Raw genomic sequence first — 15,631 nt, 5'->3', positions numbered from 1 at the left:
TAAATAAAGTAAATATTTTTATGATATTAGTGTGTATATATAAAAAATTATTTATAAATATAACTAAATAAACTTGACAATAATAGACTAAAGTTATATAATACACTTCATATAAAAGTAAAAAGGAGTAAAAATGGCAAATATACAAGATTTTTTAACAGATTCTATGCTTTCAAATATAGAAAGTGCGATTTCTTTGGCCATTCATTCTAAGAATAGTGAAATAAAACCTTTGCATTTATTATGGGCTTTAAGTGTTGATAGTTCAAGTTTACTAAATCAAGTTTTTAATAAATTAAATGTTTCTAAAGAGGCATTTGAGTTAGAAGTAAAAAGTAAAATTTCATCTTTTCCTACTAGCTCAAATGTAAATAAAGATAATATTAAATTTTCAAATGAATTTATTAATTCTTTAGAAAAAGCAAAAGGCTTGGCTTTAGAAAACAAAGATAGCTATTTGGCTGTGGATATGTGGCTTGTTTCAGAAAGTACGAGCGGGGTTATTAAAGAACTTTTATCTAAATTTGTAGATTTAAATGAGTTTAAAAAAGAATTAGAATTCATTAGAGCAGGAGCTAAAATAGAAACTAAAACAAGTGATGAAACGCTTGATTCTTTGTCTAAATTTGGTATTGATTTGACTAAGAAAGCTAAAAACAATGAGCTTGATCCTGTTATAGGCAGAGAAGAAGAAATTCAAAGATTAATGCAAATTTTAATCAGAAAAACTAAAAACAATCCTATTTTATTAGGTGAACCAGGAGTAGGAAAAACTGCTGTAGTAGAAGCCTTAGCACAAAGGATAGTTAAAAAAGATGTTCCTACTTCATTGCAAAATAAAAAAGTCATAGCCTTGGATATGAGTGCTTTAATAGCAGGAGCAAAATACAGAGGTGAATTTGAAGATAGATTAAAAGCTGTTGTAAATGAAGTAATAAAACATAAAAATATAATTTTATTTATAGATGAAATTCACACCATTGTAGGTGCGGGTGCAAATGAAGGAAGTATGGATGCAGCAAATATTTTAAAACCTGCTTTAGCAAGAGGTGAGCTTCATACTATAGGTGCTACAACCTTAAAAGAATATAGAAAATATTTTGAAAAAGACGCAGCTTTACAAAGAAGATTTCAACCTGTAAATGTAGCTGAACCTAGCGTAAATGAAGCTTTGGCTATGCTTAGAGGTATAAAAGAAAAATTAGAAATTCATCATAATGTAACTATTAATGATAGTGCCTTAGTAGCAGCTGCAAAACTATCTAAGCGTTATATAGCTAATAGATTTTTACCTGATAAGGCGATTGATTTAATTGATGAGGCCGCAGCAGAATTAAAAATGCAAATAGAAAGTGAGCCAAATTCACTAAGAAAGGTTAGAAAGCAAATTGAAAGTTTGGAGGTAGAAAATGAAGCTTTAAAAATGGAAGAAAATGAAATTAATGAAAAAAGATTAGAAGAGATTAAAAAAGAATTAGCAAATTTAAAAGAAGAGCAAATCAAACTTAATGCTAAATTTGAAAATGAAAAAGCAGTATTTAATGGCATAAGTGCAAAGAAAAAAGAAATCGATACTTTAAAAAATGAAGCTATTTTAGCTAAAAACAAAGGAGATTTTCAAAAGGCTGCTGAAATAGAATATGGCAAAATTTTAGAGTGTGAAAAAGAGGTATTAAATTTAGAAGAAAAATGGAAACAAATGACCCAAGAAGGAGTTTTGCTTAAAAATCAAGTAGATGAGGATTTAGTAGCTGGTATTTTAAGTAAATGGACAGGTATTAGCGTGCAAAAAATGCTTACTTCTGAAAAGCAAAAATATTTACACATTCAAGAGTATTTGCAAGAAAGTGTCATAGGACAAGATGAGGCTTTGAGTGCTTTGGCTAAAGCTATTAAGCGTAATAAAGCAGGGCTAAATCAAGCAACTAAACCTATAGGAAGCTTTTTGTTTTTAGGGCCAACTGGGGTAGGTAAAACAGAAAGTGCTAAGGCTTTGGCTAAATTTTTATTTGATGATGAAAAAGCTATGGTGCGTTTTGATATGAGTGAATTTATGGAAAAACATAGTGTATCAAGACTTTTAGGTGCACCTCCAGGATATATAGGGCATGAAGAAGGCGGGGAGCTAACCGAAGCTGTTAGAAGAAAGCCTTATAGTGTGATTTTATTTGATGAAGTAGAAAAAGCTCATAAAGATGTATTTAATATACTTTTGGGAATTTTAGATGATGGTAGAGCTACAGATAGCAAAGGTGTAACGGTTGATTTTACTAATACTATCATTATCTTAACTTCTAATATAGGTGCAAATTTTATCATGGAGCTAAAGGGCGAAGAAAGAGAAAAAGCTATTAAAGAAGCTCTTAGAAGCTTTTTTAGACCTGAGTTTTTAAATCGTTTGGATGATATTATTACTTTTAATCCTTTGGGAGAAAGTGAAGCTGAAAAAATAGTTAAATTGCTTTTTAATACCTTGCAAAAAAGTCTTGAAAATAGAGGTATTAAAGCAAGCTTGAGCGATAATGCTGCTAGGTTAATAGCAAAGGTTGGTTTTGATGTTGATTTTGGTGCAAGACCATTAAAAAGAGCTTTGTATGACATGGTAGAAGATAAATTAAGTGATATGATATTATCTGATGAATTAAATGAAAATGATGAGATTATTATAGATTCTAAAGATGATGAGATTGTCATTATTAAACAATAAGCAAGTGCAATACTTGCTTATTTTAGAGTAAAAATCTCCTAATTAGCATTAAATTGTAAATGCTTCGTATATTTGTTTAAAAAATTATTATTTTTTATCTATTCTTAACAATAAATGTTTTAAAATCTTTAATGATATTTCTATTATTTAAGGAACAACAAATGAGTGATTTAGATATTTTTAATCGCCGTTTAGACGCATTAGAAAAACTTCCTCTTTTGAAAAATGAGATTTCTATCTCTAAAGCCTTAGAGCAATCAGGTTTTTCAAGAAGAGATTTTATGAAATGGGCTAGTGCAATGACTGCATTTTTAGCACTACCTGCTAGCTTTACTCCAGTAGTTGCAAGAGCTGCTGAGCTTAGTGATAGACTTCCAGTGATTTGGCTTCATATGGCTGAATGTACAGGATGTTCTGAGAGTTTATTAAGAAGTGATGCTCCTACTATTGATAGTTTAATTTTTGATCATATTTCTTTAGAATATCATGAAACTATAATGGGTGCAGCAGGTTGGCAAGCTGAGCATAATCTTGAAGCTGCTATGGAAAAATATAAAGGTAGATATATTTTAATGGTAGAAGGTGGTATACCAACAGGTGCTACAGAAAACTTTTTAACCATAGGACCACACGGTAAAACAGGAAAACAAATAGCACAACAAGCTTGTGATAATGCTTTGGCTATTTTTGCTATAGGTACCTGTTCAGCTTTTGGTGGTATTCAAGCTGCTAGACCTAATCCAAGTAATGCTGTAAGCTTAAGCAAAGTTACAAATAAAACAGTTATTAATGTTCCAGGCTGTCCTCCAAGTGAGAAAAACATTATAGGTAATGTGATTCATTACATATTGTATCAAACATTACCAGCACTTGATGCTTACAATAGACCAAAATGGGCTTATGCTTTAAGAATTCATGATCTTTGCGAAAGAAGAGGACGCTTTGATGCGGGTGAGTTTGTGCAACAATTTGGTGATGAGGGAGCGAAAAAAGGATATTGTCTTTATAAAGTAGGTTGTAAAGGGCCTTATACTTTTAATAACTGCTCAAAAGAAAGATTTAATCAACATACTTCATGGCCGGTACAAGCTGGACATGGTTGTATAGGTTGTTCTGAACCGGATTTTTGGGATACTATGGGGCCTTTTGAAGAAGTGATGGCAGGAAGGTTATTTGATACTGTTTATGGCTTGGGTGCGGATAGTATTTCAGATAAAATAGGTATAGGTGTGCTTTGTGTAACAGGTGTTGCTGTTGCTGCGCATGCTGTGATTGCTTCATTAGAAAAGAATAAGGATTAAGAATGTCAAAAAGAATTATTATAGATCCACTTACTAGAATAGAAGGACACTTAAGAGTTGAAGTGGTAGTTGATGAAAATAATGTCATTAAAGAAGCATATTCAGGATCAACTTTATGGAGAGGGATTGAAACTATTGTAAAAGGTCGTGATCCAAGAGATGCGGGCTTTTTAACTCAAAGAATTTGTGGTGTTTGTACTTTTTCGCATTATAGAGCAGGGATTATTGCAGTGGAAAATGCTTTGGGTATTACTCCACCATTAAACGCAGTTTTAACTAGAACTTTAATGAATGCAGCTTTATATATGCATGATCATCCTGTACATTTTTATCAACTTCATGGGCTTGATTTTGTTGATGTTGTAAGTGCTTTAAGTGCTGATGTAAAAAAAGCAAGCGATGAAGCATTTAAATATACCGATATGCCTTATGCAACAGGTGCAGATAAACTTTTAGAAGTACAACAAAGACTAAAAACCTTTGTAGATAAAGGAAATCTTGGACCATTTGCAAATGCTTATTATGGACACGCAACTTATCGCTTTACTCCTGAGCAAAACCTTATTGCACTTTCGCATTATTTAGAATGTTTAAGAATTCAAAGAACAATAGCTCAAGCTATGGCAATTTTTGGTGCTAAAAATCCTCATCCACAAAGTTTAACAGTAGGTGGTGTAACTTGTGTTATGGATCTTTTAAACCCATCAAGAATGGCTGAATATATGACTAAATTCCAAGAAGTAGCTGATTTTATTAATCGTGCTTATTATCCGGATTTAATCATGGCAGCAAAAGCTTATTCTAAAGAAGCAAGCGTATTAAATGATGTAGGGGTAAATAACTTCTACACTGAGAGAGAATTCCAAGTTTCAAGTGATGAGTGGTTGTTTGAAGGTGGTATTATTAGAAATGGTGATTTGAGTAAGGTTGAAGAAGTAGATGAAGCTAAAATCACCGAAGAGGCTACAAGAGCTTGGTATGCAGACAATGAAGCTTTACATCCTTATGATGGTAAAACCAATCCAAACTATACAGGCTTAGTTGATGGTGAAAGTATTGATGATAAAGGTAATATGGTTCATAGTAAGGTATTTGATACCAAAGGTAAATACAGCTGGATTAAAGCTCCAAGATATGAAAATTTACCTATGCAAGTTGGACCATTAGCAAATATTTTAGTTAATTATGCTAAGGGTAATAAAATCGTAGTAGAAGCGGTTGATTCATTCTTAAAAGCTACGAATTTACCAGTTAAAGCGCTTATGAGTACTTTAGGAAGAACTGGTGCTAGAGCAATTGAAGCTAAAATCATTGCTGATCATGGTTTAAAAGCATTTAATTCTTTGGTTGAAAATTTAAAAACAGATGAAAGCACTTGTACTACTTATGTAATTGATAAAAACAAAGAATACAAAGGTAGATTTATGGGAAGTGCGCCTCGTGGTGCGTTGAGCCATTGGTGTAGAATTAAAAATGGTGTAATTGAAAATTGGCAAGCGGTAGTACCTTCTACTTGGAATGCAAGTCCAAAAGATGCAAATGGAGTAGGTGGTAGCTATGAGCAATGTCTTATCGGTATGAAACTAGCTGATGTTAAACAGCCTTTAGAGGTAATAAGAGCTATTCACTCTTATGATCCTTGTATAGCATGTGCTGTGCATGTAATGGATACTAAAGGCAATAATCTTAGCGAGTATAAAGTAAATGTAAATTTATAAGGAAAGGACTTTAGTATGGATTCTAAACATTCCTTAAAATCAAACAGAAAGGCTGAATACGAATTTAGTATAGGCCTTCGTTTTACACATTGGTTAAGAGCGGTTGCAATCGTGATTTTAGTGGGAACTGGATATTATATTTCTTATGTTTTCCAAGCCCCTTCTATTTCATCTGAACCGACTTTGTTTATGCAGGCAAAATACCGCATGGTACACCAAATTTTTGGTTTTATCATGATAGCTTGTGTGCTTTTTAAAACATATTTGTTCTTTTTTGATCCAAAAAGTGCAAATGAAAGAAGAAGTATCAAAGATATTTTTAATGTAAAATTATGGATAGATCAGATTAAATTTTACATTTTCTTAGGAAAGCACCCGCATTTACAAGGTGTATATAATCCTTTGCAATTTGCAACTTATTTTTTCTTTTATCTTGTTATGTTTGGGCTTATTTTAACGGGATTAATCCTTTATATGCATGTATATCATGAAGGCTTGGGCGGATTTTTATACAATATCTTAAGACCTATTGAGGTAATGCTAGGTGGATTAGCTGATGTTAGAACCTACCATAGAATTTTAATGTGGGTTGTGTTGATTTTTGTTCCAGTGCATATTTATATGGCTGTGTTTAACTCAGTTAAAGGTAAAGATGGTGCTTTAGATGCTATCTTTAGTGGTTATAAATTTGTAAGAGAAAATCATTGAAACTTCTAATTTTAGGCATTGGTAATATTATGTTTGCAGATGAGGGCTTAGGTGTTCATCTTTGCAAACTTTTAGAAAAAAATTATAAGTTTTATCACGAAAAAGACTCAGTGAGCTTTGTAGATGGTGGAACTTTGGCTTTGCAACTTAGCTATATTATAGCTGAATATGATGAAATGGTTGTGATTGATTGTATTGCAGCAGATGATGCTAAGATCGGAGATATTTTTTTCTTTCCTTATGATGTAATGCCAAAAAAAGTTAATTGGAGTGGTAGCGCACATGAGGTTGAAATGCTTCAAACTTTACAATATATGGAGCTTATGGGAGATTTACCTAAAACTCAAATTTTAGCCTGTGTGCCAAAACGCATAGAACCATTGAGTTTTGAACTTTCAAAAGAAGTCTTAAATGCTTTAGAAAAAATGGAGAAAATTTTACTTGATTTTTTAGAGAAAAAAGGCTTTGCTTATGAGAGAATTGCTAATTATAATATACAAGAGCTTGCTCTAAATTCTTATAAAAGCTAAGCAAAAAGCTTAGCTTAATTTTTAATCATCAAATTTTTGTCCTAAGAAATTTCCATTTACATCAGTATAAATTTCCATCATATTATTTAGTTTAAATTTATAACCTTGAATTTCTTTTTCAACTTTAATTATACTTGCATTTGGGTGCATTTTCTTAATCGTTGCTAAAACATTTGGACTTAAAAAAGAAGTATCAATTGGTCTGTATTTTGCATCAATTTCTTTCCAATCTCCATTGATGAAAAACTCAAGTTCAGTTCCATTATCTAAATAAACATCAAAACTATCAATATCTTGTTTAACTAAAGCAATGTTTGAGCCTGTAAAATGTTTTTGTATAAAATTTTTAGAATTTGCCGGTAAAGCATTTACACCTACAACCATATCTCTTGCAAAAACACAACTTGCTAGAGTTAATGCCACTAAAGCTATTTTTAATTTCATTTTTTATCCTTTAAATTGAATTATTTGTGAAATCATATAAATATTGAGTGAATTTTGTGTGAACTTTGTTTTTTTAAAATAAATAGCAAGTATTTAATTGTATAATGATAAAAAAGTTTTAAAAGGATAAATAATGTATAGGTTTGCACCATCGCCTACTGGAGATATGCATATTGGAAATTTAAGAGCAGCTTTGTTTAATTATATTAAAGCAAGACAAGAAAATACAGATTTTATTTTGCGTATTGAAGATACGGATAATGCTAGAAATATTGCTGGAAAAGAAGAAGAAATAAAAGCTATTTTGAAAGAATTTGGTATAACTTGGCAGCATTATTATGTACAAAGTGAGAATTTAAAATTTCATCGTCAAATGGCTTTAAAGCTAGTAAGTGAAAAAAAAGCTTTTGCTTGTTTTTGTACTGAGGATGAATTAGCGCATAAAAAAGAATTAGCTAAAAGTAAAAATCAAGCATATAGATATGATGGCACTTGTGAAAAATTAGCAGATATTGATGTGTTAAATTGTGAGAAACCTTTTGTAATCCGTCTTAAAAAACCTCAATCTCAAATGCAATTTACTGATTATATTAAAGGCGAGATTAGTTTTAATCCTGAAGATATTGATAGTTTTGTGATTATGAGAGCGGATAAAACCCCAACTTATAATTTTGCTTGTGCGGTTGATGATATGCTAGAAGGTGTTACTTGTATTATAAGGGGAGAAGATCATGTTTCAAATACTCCTAAGCAAGAACATATTAGAACTAGTTTGGGTTATGATAAAAGTATGACTTATGCACATTTACCTATCATTTTAAATGAAGAAGGTGTTAAAATGAGCAAAAGAGAGGCTCATTCTAGTGTAAAATGGATGCTTGATAATGGATATTTAGCAAGTGCTATTGCAAATTATTTAATCCTTTTAGGCAATAAAACTCCAAAAGAGATTTTTACTTTAGAAGAAGCTATAGAATGGTTTGATTTGAAAAAAGTTTCAAAATCTCCTGCTAGATTTGACACTAAGCGCTTGATGCAAATTAACCGTGAGCATATAAAAATGCTTGATAATGATAAATTAAATTCTTTGTTAAATTTAGGCAAAGATGTAGCAGAGCTTGCAAAATTTTATACTCAAGAAGCTAGCACGCTAAATGAGATAAAAGAAAAAATACAAGCTATTTTTGCAGTTAAAAATTATAGTGAATTTGAAAATGAGTGTAAGTTGATTAAAGAGATTTTAAAAGATTTGGATTTACCTCAAGAATATGATGAGTTCAAAAAGATTTTAATGGAAAAAACAAATTTAAAAGGTAAAAATTTCTTTATGCCTTTGCGTTTAGTATTAACAGGGGCTACTCACGGACCTGAAATGAGTGAAATTTATACTTTAATCAAGCCTTTTATTAAAGAAATTATAAAGGAGTAAAATGGGAGTTGGAACAAGTTTGATTGTATCTTTGGTGCAAATTTTTTCTTTAGTGATTGAAATTTATGTATGGATTATAATCATTGCTGCATTGATTTCTTGGGTAAGGCCTGATCCGTATAATCCTATAGTGCAAATTTTATATCGTTTAACTAATCCTGCTTATGCTTTTGTAAGAAGATTTATCCCTACTACTATAGGAAGTATTGATTTAGCGCCTTTGATTATTATTTTAGGGTTAAAATTTATTCAAATATTTTTATCAAATTTAATTTTAGGAAGTTTATAAGTGTTGAAAAAAAGTGTAGTATTGCTTTTAGCTGGAGTAATTTTTGCAAATAGTGCGATGTATTCTTACAAAGAATTAGAGCAAAAACCAAATTCTTTGGCTAAGGATTATTATTTATATCGTTTATTAGAAAAAAATGAATTTAAAAAAGAAGAAGTTGAGGGTTTAAAAGAACATATTTATCGTTATGCAGGGCGTATTAAAAATGCTATTGAAACGATCATTCCACCTTTGGGGTATAATAAAGAATATGAAGCTTGTTATAAATTTAATACGCAAAATATCTTAGATGCTAATGCTACTTGTCAGCTTATAAGATTAAACAGTTTAACTTTTATACAAGATCTTAATACTTCAACGCGTAATGAGATGAAAAAAATTATTCCACAAGATAATCCAAATTTAGTAAAGCTTTTGGAAGCTTTTAATGCTAAAGATCCTCTAAGTTATGCGGTTTTAAATTATGATAGTGCAAATTTTTATAAAATTTATGGCTTTTTAAAAGATAAAAAGGATTTTTTCTTAGAAAAAGATTTTGCTGATGAATTAGCAAAAGAAAAAGAATTTACAAATTTTGTAAAAGAAATTATCATTAAGAAAAAAAGTCCATTGATAAGAAAATCTTTGGTTAATGTAGATGCAAATTTAACCTTTCAAGATAATGCATTTTACTTAGGTGTGAATGCTATTTTAGAAAATGATGATAAAAAGGCACTAGAGTTTTTCCAAGTAGCAAAAGATACTTTTAAAAGCAAGCCTTTAGCAGATAATGCAAATTTTTGGATTTATTTAATCACTCAAGATAAAAAGTATCTTGATGAGCTTGCTCAAAGTGATTCTTTAAATATTTATAGTCTTTATGCAAGAGAGTTAAAAGGCTTACCTTTGCCTAAAATAGAAAAATTAAAACCAAAAAAACAAAAAAATGATTTTGATATGAAAGATCCTTTTGCTTGGCAAAAGCTCGCAAAAGAAATTGCAAAAGGTATTCCTAATGAGCTAGAAAAGCTCGCAAAAGATTTTTATACTAAAGAAAATATCGCTATTTATGCTTATATTAAAGAAAGAGCTGAGGGTTTTAAAAAACATTATTTCATTATGCCTTATTTTGAGTATTTAAAAGATTATTCTACACAAAGAAAGGCTATGATTTTAGCTTTAGCTAGACAAGAAAGCCGTTTTATCCCAACAGCTATTTCTACTTCTTATGCTTTGGGTATTATGCAATTTATTCCATTTTTAGCTAATCATATAGGTAATAAAGAATTGCAAATTCCAAATTTTGACCAAGATATGCTTTTTGATCCAAAAACAGCCTATATTTTTGCAAATCATCATTTAGATTACTTAGAATCTAAACTTAATTCTCCAGTATTTGTGGCTTATGCTTATAATGGAGGTATAGGATTTACCACTAGAATGCTCAAAAGAGAAGATATGTTTAGAGCAGGAAAGTACGAGCCATTTTTATCTATGGAGCTAGTTCCTTATGCAGAAAGTAGGGTGTATGCTAAAAAGGTTTTAGCTAATTATATTGTGTATTTGCATCTTCTGAACGATAATACACCGATTTCGAAATTTTTTGAAACTTTAACTCAAAACACTGATTCTCAAAACACAAATCAAGTTGTAAAATAGGTTTTTGTACCAACTCATCAAGGGTGATTTTGTAATAACTTGCATAATCACTTTTGATGATATACTTAAACAACTCATCATTTTTATCTAAGGCTTTTAAGTTAGTTTTTTCTCCATCTATGAGTATTGAAATTTGCTCTTGTTTGATATTGATATTTGGTAAAAAACTAAGCACAAAAACTTCTTTTTGACTTTTTTCATCTAATACAGGATTTAGATAGCTTAACAAAGCAACTACTCTATTATCTTTATAATTAAAATTGATTTTTTGTGCATACATAAGAGTTTGACTTTTTAAATCGATTTCGCTTTGTTTTTGGGTTTTATTTGAGCATGCAGTAAAAATAAGTGTTAAAAAAATAATCATATAAATTTTTTTCATATTTTATTCCTAATTTTTTTATAATTATAAGCTTTTAACTTTTAAAAAGATATAATTTTGTTTATTTTCTTTGATTTAAGGAAGTTATGAAAAGATTAGCAATGGCTTTTAGTGGGCCTTCCAATTCAGGTAAAACAACTTTAATAACTCAAGTTGCTAAATATTTTATGGAACAAAATTATAAAGTATGTATTATAAAACACGACCCAAAAGATAAAGCAAGCTTTGATATAGCAAAAAAAGATAGTTTTAAATTTTTTCAAAGCGGTGCTGATGTAATGGTTTTAAGTCCTACAAGGACAACTTTATTTACGCATTCTCCAAGTACTTTAGATGAAGCTATTTCCAAACTAGGGGAATTTGATTTTTTATTTATAGAGGGCTTAAAAACCTTAGATATGCCAAGAATTAGTGTTTTTTGCAAAGAAGTAGATGAGAGCTATTTTGCTTATTCTAAGGCTATTGCAAGTTATGAGAAAATTGAAAATGAAAATTTAACTTGGCTTTATTTGGATGATTTAGAAAGTATTTGTGATTTTATATTAAAAAATTCAAAAAAAGTATAGGGGTAAAATATGCAAGAATTAATTAACGATATACAAAAAGCAGTGATTGAAATTTCAAATGAACTTAGATATTTAAAAGATTTTGATTATACCACCTCTCAAAACGCTACAGGAGATAATCAATTAAAACTTGATGTAAAAAGCGATGAGATTATCACTAGAATTTTAAAGCAAAGCAAAGGTATAAAAAGTTTAATTAGTGAGGAAAAGCAAGAGCAATTATTAATCAATGAAAATGAAAAATACGTTGTTGCTTATGATCCTTTAGATGGTTCATCTTTGGTAGATGTGAATTTTGCTATAGGTTCTATTTTTGCTATTTATGAGCAAGAGGCTAGTGCAAAAAATCTAAAAGCAGCAGTTTATGCTATTTATGGTGTGCGCTTAGAGCTTATAGTATGCATAGATACTCCTAAGCTTTATAGATTAAATGAAAATGATGAATTTGTTTTCATTAAGGATTTAAAATTAAACGAAAAAGGCAAATTAAATGCAAGCGGTGGGACACAAAAAAATTGGTCAAATACTCATAGAGCTTTTATAAAAGCTTTATTTGATGAAGGATATCGTTTAAGATATTCAGGTGCTATGGTAAGTGATTTGCACCAAATTTTACTCAAAGGTGGAGGGTTGTTTTCATATCCTGCAACAAGCGATGCACCAAATGGAAAATTAAGAGCATATTTTGAGGTGTTTCCTTTTGCTTTTATTTTTGAAAAAGCAGGAGGGCTTTCTACTAATGGAGAAAATGATTCTTTGCTTGATTTAGAATTTGAAAAAATCCATGCAAGTACGCCATGCTTTTTGGGTTCAAAATATGAAATTGAAAAACTAAAACAAGCTTATAAAGGGCTTTAATGGCTGAAGTTAAAGATGAATTTGAACTAGCTTTGGAAGTTAAAAAAAACGAACTTCAAGCTTGTCAAAACGATAAAAACTTAAAATCTTGTTTACCTTGCTCTATGATTTTTGAGTGCTCTTTAAGAAAAGAGTATATTGATGCAGTTTATAAGAGTATGTCTAAAGGTAAAGAAGGTGGATTTGATTTTTAATTAAAGGTTGAAAATGCGTTATATTACTACTCCAATATATTATGTAAATGATGTGGCACACATAGGTCATGCTTACACTACGATTATAGCAGATACTTTGGCTAGATTCTATCGCTTGCAAGGAGAAAAAACATTCTTTTTAACAGGTACAGATGAACATGGTCAAAAGATAGAGCAAGCTGCTAGTGCTAGAAATTTTACCCCTAAAGAATATGCAGATGAAATTAGCTCTAAGTTTAAAAAACTTTGGGATGAGTTTGAAATTTCTTATGATTATTTCATTAGAACTACAGATGAAAATCACAAATTAAGCGTACAAAAAGCATTTAAAAAAATGTTTGATAAAGGTGATATTTATAAAGGAACTTATGAAGGCTTTTATTGTGTTTCTTGTGAGAGTTATTTTACCCAAACTCAGCTTGTAAATGAGTGTCATTGTCCAGATTGTGGTAAAAAAACACAGCTTTTAAAAGAAGAAAGTTATTTTTTCAAGCTTTCTAAATATCAAGATCAAATTCTTAAATGGTATAAAGAAAAAGAGCCGATTTTACCTAAAAATAAGGCTAATGAGTTGATTCATTTTGTAGAAGGTGGCTTAAAAGATCTTTCTATTACAAGAACGAGTTTTGAATGGGGTATAAAGCTTCCAAAAGAATTAAATGATGAAAAACATGTGGTGTATGTTTGGCTTGATGCTTTGATGAATTATGTGAGTGCTTTGGGTTATGGACTTGATGATAAAAATATGGATCTATGGCCTGCTCATATTCATTTTGTAGGTAAGGATATCTTGCGTTTTCATGCAGTGTATTGGCCTGCGTTTTTGATGAGTTTAGAACTCCCTTTGCCTAAATTTGTAGCAGCGCATGGCTGGTGGACTAAAGATGGTGAAAAAATGAGCAAATCTAAAGGCAATGTAGTAGCACCTAAAGAAGTAGCAGATACTTTTGGTTTAGAAGCTTTTAGATACTTTTTACTCAGGGAAGTTCCTTTTGGCAATGATGGGGATTTTTCACAAAAAGCATTAATCACTAGAATCAATGCAGAATTAAGCAATGAGCTTGGAAATTTATTAAACAGAATTATCGGCATGAGTGTTAAATATTCTCAAAATATTATTGATTGTAAAGATGTGAATTTGTATTTTAATCAAGAATTAAATGAATGTAAAGAGTATTTAGATAATGCGATTAATGCTTTAGAAAATATCCAGCCAAATCGCTATTTAGAAGAGCTTTTTAAGGCTTTATCTTTAGCAAATTTAAGTATTAGTAAGTATGAGCCTTGGAATTTAATTAAAAACGATCAAATACAAAAAGCTAATGCCTTAGTGGCTTTATGTGCTAATATTTTAACAAAAGTTACTATTTTACTTTCAGCTGCTATGCCAAAAACAGCTTTAAAAATTGCCAAAGCTTTAAATTTTGAAATTTCAAACGAAAACTATCAAAAACTAATTTTAAATAATCAATTATGCGATTTAAAATCAAGTGCATGTGAAGCTTTATTTCCAAAAGTTGAATTAACTCAAGAAAGCAAAAAAGAAGAAAAAGCAGAAGAGAAGTCAAACTTACCTCAAATTAAAATTGATGATTTTAAAAAAATTGAAATTAAAGTAGCATTAGTAAAAGATTGTCAAAATATAGAAGGCAGTGAAAAGCTTTTAAAATTTCAACTTGAACTTGAAAATGGCGAACTAAGACAAGTGCTTTCAGGTATTGCTAAATTTTATAAAGCTAGTGAGTTAATAGGTAAGCAAGTTTGTGTCATTACCAATCTAAAAAAAGCTAAAATTTTTGGCCATGAAAGCCAAGGCATGATTTTAAGTGCAGAAAAAAATGGTAAATTAGTTTTAATTAGTCCACAAAGCTTTATCGAAAATGGAGCTTTAATAGGCTAAATGAATATTTCTAATTTTATTGAGCTTGTTAATGCCCAAGTTTTAAACTATGGAGCAACTTCTAGTGTTTATGATTTTAGTATAGATTTAAACAAAGTCAAACAAGCAAGTGTATTTTTTGCTAAGAATAATGAACAAGCTAGTTTTGCTATAAAACTTGGAGCTTATGTCATAGTAAGTGAGGAGAAATTAAATCTTGAAGATAAAGATGTGTTTTATCTTCAAGTTGATGATCTTGAAGAAGCTATTTTTAGGCTTTTTAGATTTTTATGCGAAGAAAAATCTTATGAGTTTATATATTGCAATCATGTAGAATTAAAATTTGCAAAAGCCTTTAATTTTAAAGCCTTAAACTCAAATATTTTATTAGATTTTGATCTTTTAAAAAATTCTAAAGAAAAAACTTTCTTTTGTTCTGATGATGAAAAATTTATTTTAAAATTAAAATCAAATTTTCATACCTTAAAAGCTTGTAAATATGAAATTTTAGGTTCAAAATCTTTATTTCAAACAAGTTTGCTTTGTAAAAATTTGTATTTTAAAGATTTAAAATTTGCATTTTTTTATGCAGATATTTTTGCTAGTTTTATTGAATTTATAGAAAGTCAAAAATTACCCTTTAGTTTTAATGACAAAAAATTAGAACTTTTTAAAGCCTATTTTTTAAACTCAAAAAATGAAATTTGTGCTTTTGGGGGTAGTTCTAGGGTGATTTTACTCGTGGAAAATGAAAAAGACTTTGATTTCATAGCACAAAAACTTCAATATATCAAGGGTTTTAAAACCGCATTAAAAAATTCTTTATTTTGTGATTTTTCCTATGCAAATTTAAATGAATTAAAGAATTTTTTTGACTTTAAATATTGTCTGATTAAAGAAAATAAAGAAGAGTTTTTGGAATACTTTCTTACTCAAGAAAAAAATATTAGTTTATTTGATTAAAATATTATTTTCATAAGTAATAAAA

General features: G+C 29.7%; 15 protein-coding genes. 13 read left to right on the top strand and 2 right to left on the bottom strand.

Going from position 1 to position 15,631, the window contains the following annotated elements:
* Window positions 1–133: 133 nt before the first annotated feature.
* The 5 genes from L8V88_RS04665 (at window position 134) to L8V88_RS04645 (ending at window position 6,964) form a co-directional block, all read left to right on the top strand.
* On the top strand, window positions 134–2,707 hold the full coding sequence (locus tag L8V88_RS04665; protein WP_263727059.1) for an ATP-dependent Clp protease ATP-binding subunit: 2,574 nt from the start codon (window positions 134–136) through the stop codon (window positions 2,705–2,707).
* Between the two features lie 161 nt (window positions 2,708–2,868).
* Window positions 2,869–4,008 (top strand): [NiFe] hydrogenase, small subunit, encoded by a 1,140-nt coding sequence (locus tag L8V88_RS04660; RefSeq protein WP_039628286.1) that lies wholly within the window; start codon window positions 2,869–2,871, stop codon window positions 4,006–4,008.
* Between the two features lie 2 nt (window positions 4,009–4,010).
* Complete coding sequence (locus L8V88_RS04655) at window positions 4,011–5,726, top strand: nickel-dependent hydrogenase large subunit (protein WP_263727058.1); 1,716 nt, start codon at window positions 4,011–4,013, stop codon at window positions 5,724–5,726.
* A 15-nt stretch (window positions 5,727–5,741) separates the two neighbouring features.
* On the top strand, window positions 5,742–6,434 hold the full coding sequence (gene cybH, locus L8V88_RS04650; RefSeq protein ID WP_263676788.1) for a Ni/Fe-hydrogenase, b-type cytochrome subunit: 693 nt from the start codon (window positions 5,742–5,744) through the stop codon (window positions 6,432–6,434).
* Complete coding sequence (locus L8V88_RS04645) at window positions 6,431–6,964, top strand: HyaD/HybD family hydrogenase maturation endopeptidase (protein ID WP_263723788.1); 534 nt, start codon at window positions 6,431–6,433, stop codon at window positions 6,962–6,964. Before cybH ends, L8V88_RS04645 begins: the two co-directional genes overlap by 4 nt.
* A 21-nt stretch (window positions 6,965–6,985) precedes the next feature.
* On the opposite strand, the gene L8V88_RS04640 is transcribed toward L8V88_RS04645, so the two are convergent.
* The gene (locus L8V88_RS04640) at window positions 6,986–7,408 is read right to left on the bottom strand and encodes a PepSY-like domain-containing protein (RefSeq protein WP_263727056.1); all 423 of its coding nucleotides are present in this window, start codon (window positions 7,406–7,408) and stop codon (window positions 6,986–6,988) included.
* Between the two features lie 133 nt (window positions 7,409–7,541).
* Between L8V88_RS04640 and gltX the strand changes: the two genes are divergently transcribed.
* From gltX to L8V88_RS04625, 3 genes are read left to right on the top strand one after another with little or no spacing between them, the layout of a single operon-like run.
* On the top strand, window positions 7,542–8,837 hold the full coding sequence (gene gltX / locus L8V88_RS04635; RefSeq protein WP_263727054.1) for a glutamate--tRNA ligase: 1,296 nt from the start codon (window positions 7,542–7,544) through the stop codon (window positions 8,835–8,837).
* A gap of 1 nt (window position 8,838) precedes the next feature.
* The gene (locus L8V88_RS04630; protein WP_012661430.1) at window positions 8,839–9,126 is read left to right on the top strand and encodes a YggT family protein; all 288 of its coding nucleotides are present in this window, start codon (window positions 8,839–8,841) and stop codon (window positions 9,124–9,126) included.
* Window positions 9,127–10,764 (top strand): lytic transglycosylase domain-containing protein, encoded by a 1,638-nt coding sequence (locus L8V88_RS04625; RefSeq protein ID WP_263727052.1) that lies wholly within the window; start codon window positions 9,127–9,129, stop codon window positions 10,762–10,764.
* Here the strand turns inward: L8V88_RS04625 and L8V88_RS04620 are convergent.
* The gene (locus L8V88_RS04620; RefSeq protein WP_263675496.1) at window positions 10,652–11,146 is read right to left on the bottom strand and encodes a hypothetical protein; all 495 of its coding nucleotides are present in this window, start codon (window positions 11,144–11,146) and stop codon (window positions 10,652–10,654) included. The genes L8V88_RS04625 and L8V88_RS04620 overlap by 113 nt on opposite strands.
* A gap of 86 nt (window positions 11,147–11,232) precedes the next feature.
* On the opposite strand from L8V88_RS04620, the gene mobB reads away from it, so the two are divergent.
* The 5 genes from mobB to L8V88_RS04595 are packed head-to-tail and all read left to right on the top strand — an operon-like array spanning window position 11,233 to window position 15,606.
* On the top strand, window positions 11,233–11,712 hold the full coding sequence (gene mobB / locus L8V88_RS04615) for a molybdopterin-guanine dinucleotide biosynthesis protein B (RefSeq protein WP_114640283.1): 480 nt from the start codon (window positions 11,233–11,235) through the stop codon (window positions 11,710–11,712).
* 9 nt (window positions 11,713–11,721) lie between these two features.
* Window positions 11,722–12,570 (top strand): class 1 fructose-bisphosphatase, encoded by an 849-nt coding sequence (locus L8V88_RS04610; protein WP_263727049.1) that lies wholly within the window; start codon window positions 11,722–11,724, stop codon window positions 12,568–12,570.
* Window positions 12,570–12,764 carry a hypothetical protein gene (locus tag L8V88_RS04605; protein WP_149062294.1) on the top strand — a complete coding sequence of 65 codons (195 nt, stop codon included), beginning with the start codon at window positions 12,570–12,572 and terminating at the stop codon, window positions 12,762–12,764. The genes L8V88_RS04610 and L8V88_RS04605 overlap by 1 nt, the downstream gene beginning before the upstream one ends.
* A 13-nt stretch (window positions 12,765–12,777) precedes the next feature.
* The gene (gene metG, locus L8V88_RS04600; RefSeq protein ID WP_263727045.1) at window positions 12,778–14,664 is read left to right on the top strand and encodes a methionine--tRNA ligase; all 1,887 of its coding nucleotides are present in this window, start codon (window positions 12,778–12,780) and stop codon (window positions 14,662–14,664) included.
* On the top strand, window positions 14,665–15,606 hold the full coding sequence (locus L8V88_RS04595; protein WP_263727043.1) for a hypothetical protein: 942 nt from the start codon (window positions 14,665–14,667) through the stop codon (window positions 15,604–15,606).
* Window positions 15,607–15,631: the final 25 nt, after the last annotated feature.

Origin of the sequence: Campylobacter sp. IFREMER_LSEM_CL2101, from assembly GCF_025771825.1 — a bacterium.
GTDB lineage: Bacteria > Campylobacterota > Campylobacteria > Campylobacterales > Campylobacteraceae > Campylobacter_D > Campylobacter_D lari_C.
The sequence above is the reverse complement of the archived record's forward strand: the minus strand, read 5'-3'. Positions and strand labels throughout refer to the sequence as shown.

Bases quoted from the DNA above. Each gene is read 5' to 3' on its own strand.
- L8V88_RS04665 (WP_263727059.1), top strand. From the start codon at position 134: ATGGCAAATATACAAGATTTTTTAACAGATTCTATGCTTTCAAATATA.
- L8V88_RS04660 (WP_039628286.1), top strand. From the start codon at position 2,869: ATGAGTGATTTAGATATTTTTAATCGCCGTTTAGACGCATTAGAAAAA.
- L8V88_RS04655 (WP_263727058.1), top strand. From the start codon at position 4,011: ATGTCAAAAAGAATTATTATAGATCCACTTACTAGAATAGAAGGACAC.
- cybH (WP_263676788.1), top strand. From the start codon at position 5,742: ATGGATTCTAAACATTCCTTAAAATCAAACAGAAAGGCTGAATACGAA.
- L8V88_RS04640 (WP_263727056.1), bottom strand. From the start codon at position 7,408: ATGAAATTAAAAATAGCTTTAGTGGCATTAACTCTAGCAAGTTGTGTT.
- gltX (WP_263727054.1), top strand. From the start codon at position 7,542: ATGTATAGGTTTGCACCATCGCCTACTGGAGATATGCATATTGGAAAT.
- L8V88_RS04630 (WP_012661430.1), top strand. From the start codon at position 8,839: ATGGGAGTTGGAACAAGTTTGATTGTATCTTTGGTGCAAATTTTTTCT.
- L8V88_RS04620 (WP_263675496.1), bottom strand. From the start codon at position 11,146: ATGAAAAAAATTTATATGATTATTTTTTTAACACTTATTTTTACTGCA.
- mobB (WP_114640283.1), top strand. From the start codon at position 11,233: ATGAAAAGATTAGCAATGGCTTTTAGTGGGCCTTCCAATTCAGGTAAA.
- L8V88_RS04610 (WP_263727049.1), top strand. From the start codon at position 11,722: ATGCAAGAATTAATTAACGATATACAAAAAGCAGTGATTGAAATTTCA.
- L8V88_RS04605 (WP_149062294.1), top strand. From the start codon at position 12,570: ATGGCTGAAGTTAAAGATGAATTTGAACTAGCTTTGGAAGTTAAAAAA.
- metG (WP_263727045.1), top strand. From the start codon at position 12,778: ATGCGTTATATTACTACTCCAATATATTATGTAAATGATGTGGCACAC.
- L8V88_RS04595 (WP_263727043.1), top strand. From the start codon at position 14,665: ATGAATATTTCTAATTTTATTGAGCTTGTTAATGCCCAAGTTTTAAAC.